The sequence below is a fragment of the Chakrabartyella piscis genome (assembly GCA_030067835.1).
GTDB lineage: Bacteria > Bacillota > Clostridia > Lachnospirales > Anaerotignaceae > Chakrabartyella > Chakrabartyella piscis.
This window is the reverse complement of record CP092441.1, coordinates 1,046,538-1,063,474: the sequence shown is the minus strand read 5'-3', so window position 1 is coordinate 1,063,474 and position 16,937 is coordinate 1,046,538. Positions and strand designations below refer to the sequence as shown.

The following is a 16,937-nucleotide window of genomic DNA, read 5'->3' as shown; positions in this document are numbered from 1 at the left end:
TTCTCTAGTATACAATTTCACGAAGTTTCTCTCAATATATCAATTAAACGATACAATTATAACATATTCTTTCATATTATGCAACTGCATCCCTATCTATAATCATATGTTTTTACTATATTTTCCATTTTTATCAAAAATGCATCCACACTTTCAATTATGAATATCTACAAAAAAACAGAGCCAGTTTTGGCACCGCTTCAATTCATCATATAAATCAGTTTTATAGCAACAAATCAATAAATTCATCCAATGTAATTCCATGAAAATATCTGGTTAATATTTTTTCATCCAATGCTTTTTGCAAACATTCACGCTTCAATTCCACACCAACCAAACGTTCACAAAGTCCTTCTACATCATCCATACCAAAGAAATCACCATAAAATTTCAATTTTTCAATGACACCATCTTGGGTATTCATATGTGCTTCAATTCTGCCACAACCTTCAAATCTTCTTTCTTTGACAAGTTCATAGGTGCTTTGTTTGCCATAGTTCCAATCCCATTGGCTATATCTTTCTTTCTGGATTTCACGAAGTCTTTTTTCTTGTGCTTCTGTCAATTCCAAAGGTTGTGTATCGCCTACAATATACTTTGCAAGTTTTGTTTTGAATTCCTCCACAGATATGGGTGTTTGGATATAATCCTTCACATTTGTGACACGACTTCTCACAGATTTTGTGGCTTTGCTGATGTATTTGTCCCCTTGCACATTCAAAATTGCTGCCACCAAGTCCAAATTGGAATCAAACATAATGGTTCCATGGTGCATCACTCTACCTTTGTTGATGTACTGGGCATTCCCTGATATTTTCTTCCCATCAATCAAAATATCATTCCTACCACTTACTTCTGCTGGTGCACCCAAACTTTGTATCAAATCCACAACTGGTTTACAAAACAGCTTCATATCCAGTTCACTTTGCCCTTTGGCATCTACAATGAAAGTGAAATTGATATTTCCCATATCATGATAAACAGCTCCACCACCAGAAAGTCTTCTCACAACTTTGGTACCCGCTGCTTCTACTTTTGTATGGTTGATTTCTGCAAAAGCATTTTGGTTTTTACCCACAATGATGGCATTGTCATTTTGCCAAAGCATGAAATAATCTTGTTCTTGATCCAATTCATCAAACACAAACTGTTCCAAAGCCAAGTTATAAGTAGGATCTGTATTTTTTACGTTTATAAAAATCATATTGGTATTTTCCTTTCTTTTTGAAAAAAACTCTAAAACCACAACACCATAAATTGTTATCAATAGCAAAATGGTTTGTTTGATTTTAGAGTTTTCAGGGATTGCGTTTATTCAGATTCTATTGAAAATTACATTACAAAACACCCAAAGCTTGAATTGCAGCATAAAATGTTGTTGTACCTGTGATGAACAACATAACGTAAGTTACTTTCAAGAAGAATTGTTTGCTCAATTTATCATGTACTTTGATACCGATGAAGTAACCGATAAATGCAGCTACAGCACCAATTGCAACTGCTGTCCACAAACCTTCTTGGTTGTACATGCCTTTGGAAAGTTGGCTTGAGAAATTGAATACACAGTTGAGGAAAATCCACAACCAGTTCATTGTATTTCTAAATTTGGTTTTGTCTTTGATTGCAGAAAGCACATAAACTGTAATCAATGGTCCACCAATTACATAAGCTCCTTGCATCATACCACCGAAGAAAAGACAAACATAACGCATCACTTTGCCAAATGTTGTATCAACAGTTTCTACATCATCAATCACTCTAGTTGGATCTTTTTCTTGTGCAGCTTTGATCAATTTTGGATTTTTGATGAAAACTTCAATCAATCCTTTGATTGCAATGATGGTGATAAACGTACCAATAACCACTTTTGAAACATTTTGATCCAAATATTGTGCAATTTGTTGTCCAACAACCAAACCAGGTGTAGCAATCAACAAAATTTTACCCAATTGTTTCCATGCAACATTTTTGACAGTTTTGATACCCAAATAAATTTGACATGGGAAAGTAACAAGTGTACTAAATGGTATTGCCAAGCTCAAACCCAACAATGCAATATTGGTTGGTTGAGACAAAACAGTTGCTCCAAAGCCAGTGATACCCATAACACAAAAACTAAATAAGTTCATTAACCCAACTAAAATATAACTCGTTGTACTGACCATAAGTCCCTCCTTCTTTTAATATAAAATACAAAAGTCAAATGATATGACGCAAAGATCACTAAAACATAGCAATCTTTGCGTTATTTGTTCAATTAACCAATGTAAATACCACCATTGATATCCAAACCTTGACCTGTCATGTAGCCACCTTCATCAGATGCCAAATAGATACATCCATAAGCAACATCGAAAGCAGTTCCCAAACGTTTGATTGGAATACGATCTTCTTGTGCTTGCATTTCTTCTGGAGACCATTGTTTGATCATATCTGTTGCAATAATCCCTGGACAAATACAGTTACACGTTACTTGGTCAGCTGCAAATCTTCTAGCTACACCTTTTGTCAAACCAATGATCCCTGCTTTGGAACCAACATAAGCCATACCAGAAGCATGAGCACCCATTCTACCAGCCATGGAAGCCATATTGATGATACGACCATATTTGCTTGCTTTGAGGTAGGATTCTGCTTTTTGGATACAGAAGAAAGTACCTTTCAAGTTGATATCAATAACTCTATCCCATTCGTCTTCTTTCATATCAGCGATTGGAGTGGAGTTCAAAATACCAGCGTTGTTGACAAGAATATCAATTCCACCCATTGCTTCATTTGCTGCGTTCATTGCTGTTTCAATGCTTTCCACATTTGCAACATTCATAGCAATACCATATGTATCCACACCGTATTTTTCTTTGATTGCAGCAGCAGTTTCTTTTGCTTTTTCTACATTCAAATCCAAAATTGCAACTTTTGCACCTTGTTTTGCGAATGTTTCAGCGATAGCAGCGCCAATACCTTGGGCACCACCAGTAACGATTGCACATCTATTATCTAATCTAAGCATATCTTTATTCCTCCCTAATTTAATATCTCTTTGAATCTTCTCAAGAACTCATCCGCAATCAGCTTTTGAGATTCCGTAGTTGGATGCAGTCCATCAATATACACATCTTTCAAATCTTTGCCATCAAAAATATGATAGAAGTCTATTGTTGGAACATTTAAGGCTTTACAATATTCAATGAGCCAATTCCTATATTGTTCTCTTTCAATCTCTATGTTTTCAGGAACTGGTATCTTTCTAAATTCTGGTGATAAATTTTTGTGATCCTCAGGCACAGTCAACCCTATGATTGGAAAAATTCCATTTGCTCTTGCATTATAGACAAGTGATACGATATTGGTTTGAAGAGCAGTTGCAGGTGCCCCTGCTCTCAAATCATTACCGCCACCCATAATGAACAATACATCTGGATGATCTTTTAAAACCTGCGTGTGGAATTTGATCAACATACCATTTGTTGTATCACCAGCAATCGCATAATTGATGATGGTACAATCTAGTTGGCTGTTGACCAAATTGAGCCAGCCACAGGAAGGTTTTACACCAAAAGACCTTGTGATGGAATCACCTAAACAAACGATTTTCATATGTTCCATCATCAAATATGAATCCCCATTCCTTCAGCAACATGAGATGCTTCCATAATGGCTTCACTCATAGAAGGATGTGGGTGAATGGTACGAGAAAGTTCTTCAATTGTGCATTCCAAGCCCAAAAGACCTACAACGCCAGCAATCATTTCTGTTACGTGAGCACCAACCATATGCACACCCAACAACTCGCCATCTTCTTTGCCAGAAACGATTTTTACATAACCTTCTGTTGCACCATAAGCCAAAGCTTTGCCACTTGCAGAGAATGGGAACATAGCTGTTGTATACTCAATTTTTTTATCTTTTGCTTGTTGTTCTGTCAAACCAGCACTTGCTGTTTCTGGTGTACCATATGTACATTTTGGAATGTTCACATAGTTGATTGGTTTGGTTTCATGACCAGACAAATGTTCAGCAGCAAGAATACCTTGTGCACTTGCTGTGTGAGCCAAAGCCAATTTTCCTGTGATATCACCAATTGCATAGATGCCTGCAACATTGGTTTGCATGAAATCATTGATTTCAATATAACCACGTTGGTTTGTTTTGACACCAGCTTTGTCCAATGCCAATGCAGAATTATCAGGCACAATACCTGCTGCAACCAACAAGTAATCGCAATTTACAGTTTCGGTTTTGCCTGCTTTGTCTTCCATTACAATGACAACCTTATCTGCTTGTGCTGTAACTTTGGTTACTTTGGTTTCCGTTTTTACTTTGATACCTTGTTTTTTGTATTGTGTTTCCATTTCTTTGGAAGTGTCGAAATCTTCATTTGGCAAGATTCTTGGAAGCATTTCAGCAACTGTCACTTCTGCGCCCAAAGTGTTCCACAAAGCTGCAAATTCCATACCGATTGCACCAGCACCGATTACAACTGCACTCTTTGGCAAAGTTGTCAATTGGAGTGCTTTTTTGGAATCCAAAACTCTTGGGGATTCAAAATCCATACCAGGCAAACGCATTGGTTTTGTACCAGTTGCAATGATAATGCTATCAGCTGTCACTTCTTCACCCGATTTTTGCAATACAAGTGTTTTTTTGTCTTTGAAAGATGCTGTATCTTGCAATACAGTGATTTTATTCTTTTTCATCAAGTAGCCAACGCCACCAACCAATTTTTCGCTCACTTTACGGGAACGTTTTTGGATTTTTGCATAATCAATTTGAATGGATTTGGTATCGAGTGAATATCCAAATTCATCTCCATCTGTCAAATGATGGATGAGCTCAGAGCTTCTAAGAAGTGCTTTTGTTGGAATACAGCCCCAATTCAAGCAAGTTCCACCCAACGCTTCTCTTTCCACTACTGCTACTTTTTTTCCAAGCAAAGAAGCTTTGATGGCAGCAACATAGCCACCAGGACCTCCTCCTATTACGATCACATCAAATTTTTTCATTTTATCTCTCCATTAAATTAAAAGTTGTGGATTTTCTGCCAATTCAACGATTCTTTGCAAGCATTTTGCTGCTGGAGCACCGTCAATGATACGATGATCGAATACAAGTGTAACTTTCATCAATGTTTTCAACACTGGTTGATCATTTTCATCTGGAACAAAAGTTCTGACTGCTTTCCCAACACCCAAGATACCGCATTCAGGTGGATTCAAAATTGGAGCAAAGAATTCAACACCAAAGCTTCCCAAGTTGGAAATTGTGAATGTTCCACCAGAGAGCATATCAGGGCTCATGTTGCCATCTTGAATATCAGAAACACAGCTTCTGAACTCATTTGAGATTTCAGCCAGACTCTTATGATTTACCTTTTTGATAACAGGTACAACAAGACCTTTTTCTGTATCCACTGCAATACCAATGTTGATGTCTTTGAGCAACCAAATTTCATTTTCGCTCATAACAGCGTTCATGAGTTTGTGTTCAGACAATGCTCTGGAGCAAACTTTCATAAGCAATTCATTGAAACCAACATTAACTCCGATTGCTTTCAAAGATTTTCTGAGTTCAATCAATGGTTCCATGCAAATTGTAGCAGTATGAGGTACACTTGGTTTTGTCACAACAGATTCTGTCATTCTTTCTGCGATGACTTTTCTGATACCTTTGACAGGAATCACTTCCAAAATTTCTTGTCCTTCAGGAAGATTCGCTTTGCCTACTTTTGGAATGGTTACACCTTGTTCAGCTGGTGCAGCAGCAGCTACTGGAGCTGGCGGATTTGCAATGTATGCCAAAACGTCTGCTTTTACAATTCTGTCGCCTGCTTCTTTTGGGCTCAACAATGCAAGATCAATACCATTATCTTTTGCAAGTTTCTTAGCAAGAGGTGAAATTCTAATTTTGCCTGTTTTCTTTTGTGCAGCATCACTTTGAACAGCTGCAATGGCTGCTTGTTTTGCTTCATTTCCATCGTTGTTCATGCCATATCCATCCACAACGTCTTCTTCTTTGACTTCTGCTTTTGGAGCAGCAGAAGCCAAGCTTTCTACTGTTTCGCCTGCTTCAAGGAACAAAAGAATTGCTTCTTGTGTTTGCACTGTTTGACCAACTTCAGCAACAAGTTTACCAACAGTACCACTGGCAGTTGCATAAATTTCTTGTGTTGCTTTATCTGTTTCAGCGTTGAGAATTGCATCGCCTTCTTTTACTTCATCACCTGGTTTGATGTACCATTCAGCAATAACAGCTTCTGTCATATTTACACCAATTTTAGGTAGTGTCATCTCAATTGCCATAATTGTTCTCCTTTCCTTATTTATCGCTCAAAGCTTTTTTAACAGCTTCCATAATTGTAGCTTCATTTGGAATACAAAGAGATTCGAGACCTGCATTGTATGGCAAAGGAACGTTGAGTGCACCAAGTCTAGCTGGAGGAGCATCCAACAAATCGAAACCTCTTTCAATAATTTCAGCAATGATATCGCCACCGATACCACCACGAAGCATAGCTTCATGAACAACCAAAACTCTACCTGTTTTTGCAATGGATGCCATAACTGTATCATAATCAAGTGGAAGCAAGCTTCTAAGATCGATAACTTCACAAGAAATGCCTTCTTCTGCAAGTTTTTTGGCAGCAGATTGTGCATAAACAGCCATCATAGAATATGTAACGATTGTAATATCTGTGCCTTCCATACGAACAGCAGCTTTACCAAATGGTACTGTGTAATCGCCTTCTGGAACTTCACCTTTCAATTGATACGCTCTTTTGTGTTCAAAGAACATAACAGGGTTATTGTCTCTAATTGCTTCTTTGAGCATACCTTTTACATCATAAGGTGTGATTGGTGTACAAACTTTAAGACCTGGGATATGGTTGAACCAAGCTTCCAAAGATTGTGAATGTTGTGCTGCAACACCGCCACCAGCACCAAATGGAGAACGAATTACCAAAGGCATATTCACTTTTCCACCAAACATATAACGCATTTTAGCAGCCATATTTACGATTTGGTCAGAACACATTGTAATCCAGTCTGAATACAAAATTTCTACGATAGGTCTCAAACCTGTAGCAGCAGCACCAACACCAGCACCAGTAAAACCAGGTTCAGAAATTGGTGTGCTTCTTACTCTTTTTGGTCCAAATTCATCAAGCAATCCCAATGTTACACCAAAGGAACCACCAGGAGCAACGTCACAACCCATAATCATAACGGTTGGATCTTCTGTCATTTCTTCACGCAAAGCATCGTTCAACGCTTGACGGTAATTAATTATAGCCATTTGTAATCCTCCTTCATATATTTCCCAAATTATAAGATAACTTCGTTATTTGCGTAAATATCAGTATACAAACTATCTGCTGGTGGTTCTGTACATTCGTGACGAGCATATTCAATTGCTTCATCCACTTTTGCTCTTGCATCAGCAGCAATTTGATCCACTTCTTCTTGTGTGAACATATCTGTTCTGGTGTAGAGATATTCTTTGATTCTACGAACTGGGTCAGCTGTCCAAGCATCGATTTCTTCTTGTGGATCACGGTATTTTTGATCATCAGCCACAAAGTGTCCCAAGATTCTAACGAAACGAGCTTCTACAAGAGTTGGGCCGCCACCATTTCTAGCTTTTTCAACTGCATATTTCATTGTTTTGTAAACTTCAAATACATTGAAACCATCAATTGCGATACCTTCAATTCCGTAACCAATTGCTCTTTTGTAAAGTTCTGTTTCTTTGCTGGATTCATTGAGTTTTGTTTTGATAGCAAGATGGTTGTTTTCTGTCAAGAAGATACAAGGCAAGTTCCAAGCAGCTGCAAGGTTCATGGATTCATGCCAAACACCTTGGTTTGTACCACCATCACCATGGAAACAAACAGCAACACTGCCATTGTCCAAAACATCACTTGTAAGAGCAGCACCAACAGCTGTTGGCATCCCACTACCTACGATACCAGTTGCACCCAACATACCGATACCAATATCAGCGATATGCATGGAGCCACCTTTACCTTTATTGGAACCTTCATATTTTCCATAAAGTTCAGCCATCATAGCTTTTACATCGCCACCCTTTGCGATGGTATGACCATGACCACGGTGTGTACTGGAAATAAAGTCTGTTTTTTCCAAGTTCATACAAGCACCAACACCGATTGCTTCTGCACCTACATAGGAATGCGCAAGTCCATAAATTTCGCCTGCCATCCACAAATCTTTAACACTTGAATCGAATTCACGAATCAAAGACATTTTGTAGAATATTTCTGTCATTTCTTCTTTTGTCATACCTTCTGGAGCTTCTAGCGGTGTAAGTGTTGGTAACATTTGTTTTACACTCTCTGCGATTTTTTTCATTTTGTTTTTTGCCTCCTTATTCTTTTTTTCAAATCCCTTGGTTATATAAAACTGAAATACAACAACTTTCTACAAACTTGATTGCCCTATTCTGACCCTTCACCTCACTTTGAAGCTTCTTTTTGACAAATGCACAACATACAAATCATAAATTTTAAGATGGATTATATGGTATTGATGGGATGTATTCATATATTTTCTACCTTTACATAACAACGCCACATTTTTGTACACTTCTACCATCCACTCTTTGTTTTTTGTTCTGCATTACACATTTTTTACATATCACTTATGGTAATCAGATGCTTATACAAAAAAACTTACAATTTTTTCAAACATCAATACTATTTCTTAACACTTATAACTATACATAAGATATTTTAAATGACAATAGACACTGGTTTTTTTTGCCATATTTGAATTATGTTTGCAAAAAATCATTTTTCATTGCAAAAAAACAGCAAGCTGTTGCGTAATGCGCAAATGCAAGTCATATTTCAATACACACTTTACAAAACCATATGTTTTCAGAATCACTTGTATCAGACGATCCACATACACAATACTCTCTTTTGCCATTTTATAAAAAAAAGAGCCATTAAATTAGAAGATAGCCTTCACATTTAATAGCTCTTAAAATTGATACTTCCCTTGTTTCAATTGATTTATTTCTGTATTTTTGCACAAAAAAACCACTGCATTGGTGAATACAGTGGTTCTATACAAAAATGTATTTATGAAATTGATGATTATGAAAATATCTTTTTTAAAATAAAAACTCTAGAAACGACGAAATCACCGACATTTCTGTCGATGATTTCTAATTTGCGTATTGCATTTAACGGAGATGCAGGGATTTGAACCCTGGCGCCGCTCTCACGACCTATCCGCTTTCCAGGCGAACCCCTTCAACCACTTGGGTACATCTCCAAATCGTATGTTGCAAGCGTATGAAATTATCATACGGAGAGAGTGGGATTCGAACCCACGGCCCCTTTCGGAGTCACTAGTTTTCAAGACTAGCTCCTTAAACCACTCGGACATCTCTCCACGTCACTGTGCTTTCGTTGCTTTTCTTGAGCAGTGAACCTCAAATAGAATAACACACTGCCAACTGTTTGTCAAGCATTTTTTTATTTTTTATCTCACATTTCTTGCAATCAAGTTTCCCTGACAGAATCTAATCTTACATCATTTTACTTCCAATGTCAACATATTTTTTTATTTTTTTCCAAATTTCTTATATGGAAATCTTCCCTTTGTCAAAACCACTTCTTGCGTCTAAAATAAATAATCCCCAAAACTGTAATTGCAATGGAAATACCAATCACAAATACATACCCCAAACGCCAGTCATACTCTGGTATTGCAAAGTTCATACCATACCACCCCACTATCAAAGTCAATGGAAAGAAGATGCTTGTCAGTCCTGTAAAACGTTTCATGGTCTGGTTCAAATTGATTTCCACTTCCGCTTCATATGTTTCACGCACCTGTGTCACCGATTCCCGCAAATACAAAATATTTTGTAATTTACGTTCTGTTCTTTTTCGCAACAAACGAAATAAGCTTTTGGATTTTTCATCCAACCATTCGTTTTCATCTTCCAAAATGCCTTCCAATAGTAACACAGTCTGTTCATAATATCGCTTCAGCACCAAAAGACGTTTTCTGAGGTCCACAATTTCTTCCACACAATCTCCATCTTGCACCATAATCAAATGTTGTTCCAAAGCCAAAATTTCACCCTCAATACCATCCAAAAGCACCTCATCTTCCTTTGTGAGAAACTCCAAGAAACCATGTATCACACGCAACAAAGATACCCTTTCCCCTAACTTTACCACCAACTGCTCCATGCATTCCAAAACAGGGTCTATGTGGGTTGTAAACACAATAAAACGTGTCTGTTCCCAATACGCAACCATACGATTCTTGCTTTTGAGCACATCTGACACATGCAACTGTTCCATTCCCAAGCAAAGAAAGCCTTCATACACATCGCAACACAGATATCCAAAGCGTTTGCCTTCTTCTAAGATTTCTATGCCAATATCAAAGAGCTTTTCCATTTCCGTCATGGTTGTAAATGGGCAAATATAAATGATTTCATTGCGATCCAAATGTATGATTTTTACAGTTTCTGGCAAATGCATATACGTATCACCTCTGGATTATGTTGCTCCATTTGGTAAAAAATATACACCTACAATGATACCATTTGAGATGTGAAAGCTAAGATTCTTCGTCGTTTCACTCCTCTGAATGACAGGATTGTGGTGTATGATTCATTTGATAGTATTGATTGCGGGTGCCCACATAGGGACACCCCTACATTGAAATGACAGGATTGTGGTGTGTAAAAAAGAGCACCTACAATTGTAGATGCCCCCCCAATTTTATTTTTGATAATATTCTTTTTTACCATATGCCATGTCCATATAAGGTACTTTGATTCCCAATTCTTTTGCCATTTGGCAACCACTGCCAATGAGCCATTCAAATTCAGTATCGGTTTTGCCTGCTTTCAAATCACGATACAAAGATGTCATGGATTGTGGTGGCAATTTCATAAGATCCTTCATGTTTTTGTCCACTACACCTTCCAAACCAGTTACACCACTGGCTGTTGCCAAACGAATGATATCCTCCGATACATTACGCAAATATTCCAAACGTTCTGGACTTTGTTGCACATCACCCATAATGCAATCGTAGTAGATAAACACACAACTATTAGCCCCTACAACAGAATATTTCTTCCACAATGCAGTCATAATGTCTTTGCCATATGTGGTACGTAAGCCACCTTTTGTCAAGATTTCTGCCACTTTTTCTGCTGTTTCATTGGTGGTGCCATCAGAGAAACCAATTCCAATGAACAGACCATCACCAACATTGCTGACTTTGCCCACTTCCAAAATATTGGAGAAACAATAGATATAACTTTCTGTGACAATGCCTTTACCGCCCAAATATTGCTCTACCATACGTCTGCCTACAACGCCATTGACCAATGGAATCACCACTGTATTCTCACCAATGATGTCTCCATAGGATTTGCAACAACTTTCCAAACCATACGCTTTGCAACACAAAAACACAACATCCACAATGCCAATTTCCTTTGGATCATCAGACACAAGTGATGGTTGGATATGTTTATTCCCCAAGACTTTGGATTCCAAGTACAATCCATTTGCTTGCAATACCTTTTTTGTTTCTCCTCTTGCTACAAAAATCAAATCCTTTTCATATTCTTTGAAACCACCTGCAACTGTTCCACCAACACCGCCCAAACCAATAATTGCAATTTTCATATTTGTATTCCCCCTATATAAACGGGCAGTCACATAGGACCGCCCCTACAAAGTCAAGTTCAAAACACAATCCAGATGAAATACTATACTCATCCTCTGATTTGTCCATTTCCATAAATGATGTATTTTGTTGTGGTCAATTCTTTGAGACCCATTGGACCACGTGCATGGAGTTTTTGAGTGCTGATACCAATTTCTGCACCAAATCCAAACTGACCACCATCTGTGAAACGTGTAGATGCATTGACATACACAGCTGCTGCATCCACTTCATTTAAGAAACGTTGTGCATTTGTGTAATTTTCTGTTAAAATCGCTTCTGAATGTCCTGTTGTGTATTTGCGAATATGGGAAATGGCTTCATCCAAATCTGCAACCACCTTTGTAGACAAGATATAGTCAGTAAATTCTGTTGCAAAGTCTTCTTCTGTTGCTGGCACTGCTTCAGACAACAAACCACAAGTTGTTTCATCGCCACGAATTTCTACAGATTTGGTTGCCAACGCTTCACCCACCATAGGCATAAACACCTCTGCAATATTTTTATGTACCAACAAGCTTTCACAAGCGTTACAAACACCTGGTCTTTGTGTTTTTGCATTCATAACAATTGCCACTGCTTGTTCCAATTTTGCTGTTTCATCCACAAATATATGGCAATTGCCAATGCCTGTTTCAATGACAGGAACTGTGCTATTTTGTACCACACTTTGAATGAGTCCTGCACCACCACGTGGAATCAAAACATCCAAATAGCCATTCAGTTGCATCATTTCTTTTGCTGTTTCTCTGGAAGTATCTGGCACCATTTGCACAACATTCTTAGGTAAATCCATTTCTTCTAACGCTTTTTGGAAAATGGAAATGACTGCTTGATTTGTAGCAAAAGCTTCTTTTCCACCACGCAAAATCACAGCACTACCCGCTTTCAAACACAAGCCAAAAGCATCTGCTGTTACATTGGGTCTTGCTTCAAAGATGATACCAATGACGCCCATAGGCACTCGTTTTTGACCAATCACCAAACCATTGTCCATAGTTTGCATAGAAAGCACTTCACCAACTGGATCTGGTAAAGATGCCACTTGTTTGAGTCCTTCTGCCATTTCCAAAACCCTTGCTTCTGTCAATGTCAAACGATCAATGAAAGCACCTTTGATGCCATTTGCAATGGAGGCTTCCACGTCTGTTTGATTTGCTTCCAAAACCGCTTCTTTATTTGCAATCAAAGCATCTGCCACAAAATGCAACACTTCATTTTTCTTTGGTGTGGATAAAGTTGCCAACACCACTGCCGCTTCTTTTGCTTGTTTGCCCATTTCAATCAATATACTCATTTGTCTACCTCCAAAACTTCTTTTTCTGTCACAATTTTTCCAACAGGTATATCAAATTCTTCCACTTCCAAAGATGTTTCCATCACTTGGAAAGAAAATGCCACTGCCATCGGTTCCACTGTATCGTATTCTTGCAAATATCTATCGTAAAATCCACCACCATAACCATAGCGATTTCCTTTTGTATCAAACACCAATCCCGGTACCAAGAAAACATCTCCATCTTCTGGTGTCACTGCAAATGCTTTATCGATTTGTGGTTCCATCACTCCAAAAGCACCTTTTTGCAATTCTTCTAGGGATTTGATTGCCACAAAGTACATACCATCTTTTTTCTTTGCAATGGGTACACAAAGCACTTTTCCATCTGCTAGTGTTGCTTCCAAAAAAGGATATGTGTTCACTTCACGTCCCATACTGACAAAAGAAAACACCTTCTTTGCTCCTTGGTATCTGGAACTTTTCAAAATGGTGTCACATATGACATTGCTCCATTTCAAAAAATCTTCTTCTGTCATAGCATTTCGTTTTTCTGTCATTTCTTTACGCAACTGCAATTTCAAAAACGTACACCACCAATCATCAAAATCATCAAAAGTCCACAAATCAAGGATATCCAACCATTTTTCAATTTCCAATTACAAGACAATGCTTGCAACACAATATAGAAAAATCCTGACCAAAAGCACAGTATCCCAATGGAAACCATAACAGATGCCACAAGAAAGAACCCCTGATATACATACATCACAAGACCCAAAACAAGAGAACTTACCAAAACTACAAGTTGTTCTTTGATATCTCTATAAATAGGCTTTTCATTCTTTTCTTTCCAAGATACATTGGCTGCCAGAAGTCCAAAACCAACCAAACTACATCCAGCCAAAGAACCACTGATGACACGCATCAAATTGTTGCTTTCCCATACACTCATATAGCTAAAAAACCCATCTATTGCTATGGGTAGAAATGCAAAAGCACCCAACAATGCCATTGCCATAGAATACGGTTTATTGCCACCCAGACGTTTGTTCCATAAGAAAAACACCATAGCCACAAATATTCCAATATAAATGCCTGTGCATCTGGCGCAAACCATAAAAGGTTGCCCATTCCAGATAAAACTACGCTCCACCATCTGATGACAGACGGCAGAGCCAATAAAATCAAATATATTCATATCAATAGAATCTGTGTATGATGGAACTGCCAAACACAGCAGCAGTATTGAACATGGTTCCAAAGATACAACACAAGAACCAGAATCCCAACAATACACAACTCAAAACCACAAGGGTTTTCCCAAATTTTCGATAATCTTCCACAGGACTTTTCAGCAAAATAACACCTGCAATCAAACCAGCAATTTGACCTATGCCACCCACCAATAAAATTGCAATGATGATGATTACTTTCAAAACAGTTGGAATTGTTTGTTCTACCACAGGTTTTGCAGCTGTAAATTCATCTTGATGGTTTTCTGCATTACCACCATCCCATTTTCTAAAGCCTTCATCTTCTGCACGCTCAAAACGTTGGCTGGTACCATCTGTATCTTCCACTGTAAAAGCATCTACTTTTTCTGCTTCTTCCACAGGTTCTGTAACGGGTTCTTGCATCATGCTGCAAATTGGACATCCCAAGGATTCATCCATAATTTCTCTACCACATTTGGAACAAAATGACATATCTATCACTCCTTTTGATTGATTCGTCTACATATATACTTCCAACTGCCACTATACTATTTTATTTTTCTTCTTTGTGACCAAATACAGTGCCCACATCTTCACCTGCAAGCAATTGATGAATCACAGTGGGTTCTTCACCCAAAACAATTGCCATTGGAATTTTGGCTTCCTGACAAATTTTTGCTGCTTCTACCTTTGTTTTCATACCGCCAACACTGAAAGCAGAACCTTCTTCACCAGCCATATCTTCCACATCTGATGTGACCCATTCCACACAAGAAATACGAGTTGCATCCTCATGTGTTCTTGGATTTTTGTCATACAAACCATCAATATCTGTCATCAAAATCAACAAATCTGCACCAATGATTTCACCCACCAAAGCAGACAGACGATCGTTGTCTGAAAATTCGATTTCATAGGTGGAAATGGTATCGTTTGCATTGACAATGGGAATCACACCCATCTCCAACAAAGTTTCCATTGTGTTTTTTGTATTGTTATACTTTTCTGTGCTATCCACTTCCCCTTTGGTGAGCAATACTTGTGCCACTGTTTGGTTGTACTTACCAAAGAAATTTTGATAGATTTGCATGATCACCGCTTGTCCCACTGCTGCTGCTGCTTGTTTTTCTCTTGTGATGGTGGGTCTGGTTTTCATGCCCATACGCACAGAGCCAACACCAATGGCACCACTGGTCACCAAAACAACATCTTTTCCACTGTTTCTAAGGTCTGTCAAAACCCATGCCAATTCTTCTACACGTTTCAAATTCAACAATCCATTTGCATATGTAATTGTGGAAGTTCCAACTTTGACCACAACTCGTTTGCTATATTTCAATTCATTTCTCATTTTATCACTCCTCGAATATACAAAGTATACTATATTTCTACAAAATGTAAAAGGTTTTTTTGCTTACATTTGCAGCCCTGTTCATTTCTTATATAAAAAATAGAAATCCTAAGGCAATACCGCATAACCTGATTGCAAAATTTGCGAATAGATTTTTTTGTCAGGATTGTTAAAAAACGGAGTCGATATCGGAAATATCGTCGAGTATTTTTGACATTTATGACGGGAAAATAAACTGCAAAGGTTGTGATAGAGGGTTATACGGTGTTGCCCTAACTTTTTACAAAAATTAGCCTTGACTATCGAGGTTGTCTTCGCATAAAATCTAATAATTGAACAGACAGTAGAGCAATCTATGTGGTCGGGCTTATGCAGCAGAAGGTTTCTGTGGGACAATATCTTTTGTCCTGCTTTTTTATTGGACAAATCCAAATATCTCATCAAAAATAAAGGAGAATGCCCTATGAATGTAAAAAACCCAAAAACCGCTACTCATGAACAAATGGTGATGACTGTTTCCAAAAACAGTATGCTTGTCAATATTGGTCTTTCCATCATAAAAGTACTTGCTGGTTTGATTGCCCATTCAACTGCCATGATTTCTGATGGTATTCACTCAGCATCTGACGTGTTCAGCACTGTTGTGGTTATGATTGGTTACAAATTATCCACCAAAGAATCTGATGAAGACCACCCTTATGGTCATGAACGTTTGGAATGCGTTGCTGCTTTATTATTGGCAATGATTTTGTTTTTGACTGGTCTTGGCATTGGATATAGTGGATATCAAAAAATACTCTTGTGGGAAACCACCCTTGTCGCTCCGGGTACTTTGGCATTGGTTGCTGCTATCATTTCCATCCTCGTCAAAGAAGGTATGTATTGGTATACCAGAAGAACTGCTCTGATTGTCAATTCTGGTGCTATGATGGCAGATGCTTGGCACCATAGGTCTGATGCTCTTTCTTCTGTAGGCAGTTTGGTTGGTATTTTAGGTGCAAGAATGGGGTATCCTATTTGTGATCCACTTGCAAGTTTGATCATTTGTATCTTTATTTTGAAAGCTGCTTTTGATATTGCAAAAGATGCCATCCTCAAAATGACAGATGTTGCTTGTGACAAAGAAACCGTTTCCAAAATCGAACACATTGTTTTGGGTTGTGATGGTGTTTTGGCTGTGGATTCCTTGCAAACTCGTTTGTTTGGTGCAAAAATTTACATTGATGTGGAGATTGCTGCTGCTGCAAATATCACTTTGGCAGAAGCACATGAAATTGCTGAAAATGTTCACAATACCATTGAACGTTCCTTTGAACATGCAAAACATTGTATGGTACATGTGAATCCATATTTGGACTGAATTG

At 38.0% G+C, this 16,937-nt stretch carries 16 protein-coding genes, 2 tRNA genes and 1 riboswitch; of the genes, 1 reads left to right on the top strand and 17 read right to left on the bottom strand.

Features of this window, described 5'->3' with window-relative positions:
- Positions 1 to 223: 223 nt before the first annotated feature.
- From MJY40_RS04670 to proB, 17 genes are all read right to left on the bottom strand, one after another.
- The gene (locus MJY40_RS04670; RefSeq protein ID WP_317855885.1) at positions 224 to 1,204 is read right to left on the bottom strand and encodes a lipoate--protein ligase; all 981 of its coding nucleotides are present in this window, start codon (positions 1,202 to 1,204) and stop codon (positions 224 to 226) included.
- 133 nt (positions 1,205 to 1,337) lie between these two features.
- Complete coding sequence (locus MJY40_RS04665) at positions 1,338 to 2,165, bottom strand: sulfite exporter TauE/SafE family protein (protein ID WP_317855884.1); 828 nt, start codon at positions 2,163 to 2,165, stop codon at positions 1,338 to 1,340.
- 92 nt (positions 2,166 to 2,257) lie between these two features.
- Entirely contained in the window at positions 2,258 to 3,010 is a 753-nt protein-coding gene (locus MJY40_RS04660) for an SDR family NAD(P)-dependent oxidoreductase (protein WP_317855883.1), read from the bottom strand.
- 14 nt (positions 3,011 to 3,024) lie between these two features.
- Complete coding sequence (locus MJY40_RS04655; RefSeq protein WP_317855882.1) at positions 3,025 to 3,597, bottom strand: GDSL-type esterase/lipase family protein; 573 nt, start codon at positions 3,595 to 3,597, stop codon at positions 3,025 to 3,027.
- A gap of 11 nt (positions 3,598 to 3,608) precedes the next feature.
- A complete protein-coding gene (gene lpdA / locus MJY40_RS04650; RefSeq protein WP_317855881.1) occupies positions 3,609 to 5,003 on the bottom strand; it encodes a dihydrolipoyl dehydrogenase in 1,395 nt (464 codons plus the stop codon).
- Positions 5,004 to 5,015: 12 nt separating this feature from the next.
- Positions 5,016 to 6,299 (bottom strand): dihydrolipoamide acetyltransferase family protein, encoded by a 1,284-nt coding sequence (locus tag MJY40_RS04645; protein ID WP_317855880.1) that lies wholly within the window; start codon positions 6,297 to 6,299, stop codon positions 5,016 to 5,018.
- A gap of 16 nt (positions 6,300 to 6,315) precedes the next feature.
- The gene (locus tag MJY40_RS04640) at positions 6,316 to 7,293 is read right to left on the bottom strand and encodes an alpha-ketoacid dehydrogenase subunit beta (RefSeq protein WP_317855879.1); all 978 of its coding nucleotides are present in this window, start codon (positions 7,291 to 7,293) and stop codon (positions 6,316 to 6,318) included.
- Positions 7,294 to 7,322: 29 nt separating this feature from the next.
- Positions 7,323 to 8,369 (bottom strand): thiamine pyrophosphate-dependent dehydrogenase E1 component subunit alpha, encoded by a 1,047-nt coding sequence (locus MJY40_RS04635; RefSeq protein WP_317855878.1) that lies wholly within the window; start codon positions 8,367 to 8,369, stop codon positions 7,323 to 7,325.
- A gap of 842 nt (positions 8,370 to 9,211) precedes the next feature.
- Positions 9,212 to 9,299: transfer RNA gene (locus MJY40_RS04630), tRNA-Ser, on the bottom strand.
- A gap of 34 nt (positions 9,300 to 9,333) precedes the next feature.
- A tRNA-Ser gene (locus MJY40_RS04625) sits at positions 9,334 to 9,419 on the bottom strand.
- A gap of 212 nt (positions 9,420 to 9,631) precedes the next feature.
- Positions 9,632 to 10,525, bottom strand: a complete 894-nt coding sequence (locus MJY40_RS04620; protein WP_317855877.1) for a CorA family divalent cation transporter — start codon at positions 10,523 to 10,525, stop codon at positions 9,632 to 9,634.
- A 243-nt stretch (positions 10,526 to 10,768) separates the two neighbouring features.
- Positions 10,769 to 11,689: a ketopantoate reductase family protein gene (locus MJY40_RS04615; protein ID WP_317855876.1), complete on the bottom strand. Its 921-nt coding sequence runs from the start codon at positions 11,687 to 11,689 to the stop codon at positions 10,769 to 10,771.
- Between the two features lie 89 nt (positions 11,690 to 11,778).
- Positions 11,779 to 13,026 (bottom strand): glutamate-5-semialdehyde dehydrogenase, encoded by a 1,248-nt coding sequence (locus MJY40_RS04610; RefSeq protein WP_317855875.1) that lies wholly within the window; start codon positions 13,024 to 13,026, stop codon positions 11,779 to 11,781.
- Positions 13,023 to 13,589, bottom strand: a complete 567-nt coding sequence (locus tag MJY40_RS04605; protein WP_317855874.1) for a 5-formyltetrahydrofolate cyclo-ligase — start codon at positions 13,587 to 13,589, stop codon at positions 13,023 to 13,025. Before MJY40_RS04605 ends, MJY40_RS04610 begins: the two co-directional genes overlap by 4 nt.
- Entirely contained in the window at positions 13,586 to 14,164 is a 579-nt protein-coding gene (locus MJY40_RS04600) for a DUF2085 domain-containing protein (RefSeq protein WP_317856413.1), read from the bottom strand. Before MJY40_RS04600 ends, MJY40_RS04605 begins: the two co-directional genes overlap by 4 nt.
- Before the next feature lie 43 nt (positions 14,165 to 14,207).
- Entirely contained in the window at positions 14,208 to 14,714 is a 507-nt protein-coding gene (locus MJY40_RS04595; protein ID WP_317855873.1) for a hypothetical protein, read from the bottom strand.
- Between the two features lie 61 nt (positions 14,715 to 14,775).
- Entirely contained in the window at positions 14,776 to 15,573 is a 798-nt protein-coding gene (proB, locus tag MJY40_RS04590; RefSeq protein ID WP_317855872.1) for a glutamate 5-kinase, read from the bottom strand.
- A 322-nt stretch (positions 15,574 to 15,895) separates the two neighbouring features.
- Positions 15,896 to 15,971, top strand: a riboswitch (NiCo riboswitch).
- A 65-nt stretch (positions 15,972 to 16,036) separates the two neighbouring features.
- On the opposite strand from proB, the gene MJY40_RS04585 reads away from it, so the two are divergent.
- Positions 16,037 to 16,933: a cation diffusion facilitator family transporter gene (locus tag MJY40_RS04585; protein ID WP_317855871.1), complete on the top strand. Its 897-nt coding sequence runs from the start codon at positions 16,037 to 16,039 to the stop codon at positions 16,931 to 16,933.
- The last annotated feature ends 4 nt before the right edge of the window (positions 16,934 to 16,937 follow it).

Coding starts and splice junctions, on each gene's coding strand:
- MJY40_RS04660 (WP_317855883.1), bottom strand. CDS start 3,010: ATGCTTAGATTAGATAATAGATGTGCAATCGTTACTGGTGGTGCCCAA.
- MJY40_RS04615 (WP_317855876.1), bottom strand. CDS start 11,689: ATGAAAATTGCAATTATTGGTTTGGGCGGTGTTGGTGGAACAGTTGCA.
- MJY40_RS04640 (WP_317855879.1), bottom strand. CDS start 7,293: ATGGCTATAATTAATTACCGTCAAGCGTTGAACGATGCTTTGCGTGAA.
- MJY40_RS04655 (WP_317855882.1), bottom strand. CDS start 3,597: ATGAAAATCGTTTGTTTAGGTGATTCCATCACAAGGTCTTTTGGTGTA.
- MJY40_RS04600 (WP_317856413.1), bottom strand. CDS start 14,164: ATGGTGGAGCGTAGTTTTATCTGGAATGGGCAACCTTTTATGGTTTGC.
- MJY40_RS04610 (WP_317855875.1), bottom strand. CDS start 13,026: ATGAGTATATTGATTGAAATGGGCAAACAAGCAAAAGAAGCGGCAGTG.
- MJY40_RS04635 (WP_317855878.1), bottom strand. CDS start 8,369: ATGAAAAAAATCGCAGAGAGTGTAAAACAAATGTTACCAACACTTACA.
- MJY40_RS04595 (WP_317855873.1), bottom strand. CDS start 14,714: ATGTCATTTTGTTCCAAATGTGGTAGAGAAATTATGGATGAATCCTTG.
- MJY40_RS04585 (WP_317855871.1), top strand. CDS start 16,037: ATGAATGTAAAAAACCCAAAAACCGCTACTCATGAACAAATGGTGATG.
- MJY40_RS04670 (WP_317855885.1), bottom strand. CDS start 1,204: ATGATTTTTATAAACGTAAAAAATACAGATCCTACTTATAACTTGGCT.
- MJY40_RS04665 (WP_317855884.1), bottom strand. CDS start 2,165: ATGGTCAGTACAACGAGTTATATTTTAGTTGGGTTAATGAACTTATTT.
- lpdA (WP_317855881.1), bottom strand. CDS start 5,003: ATGAAAAAATTTGATGTGATCGTAATAGGAGGAGGTCCTGGTGGCTAT.
- MJY40_RS04620 (WP_317855877.1), bottom strand. CDS start 10,525: ATGCATTTGCCAGAAACTGTAAAAATCATACATTTGGATCGCAATGAA.
- MJY40_RS04645 (WP_317855880.1), bottom strand. CDS start 6,299: ATGGCAATTGAGATGACACTACCTAAAATTGGTGTAAATATGACAGAA.
- proB (WP_317855872.1), bottom strand. CDS start 15,573: ATGAGAAATGAATTGAAATATAGCAAACGAGTTGTGGTCAAAGTTGGA.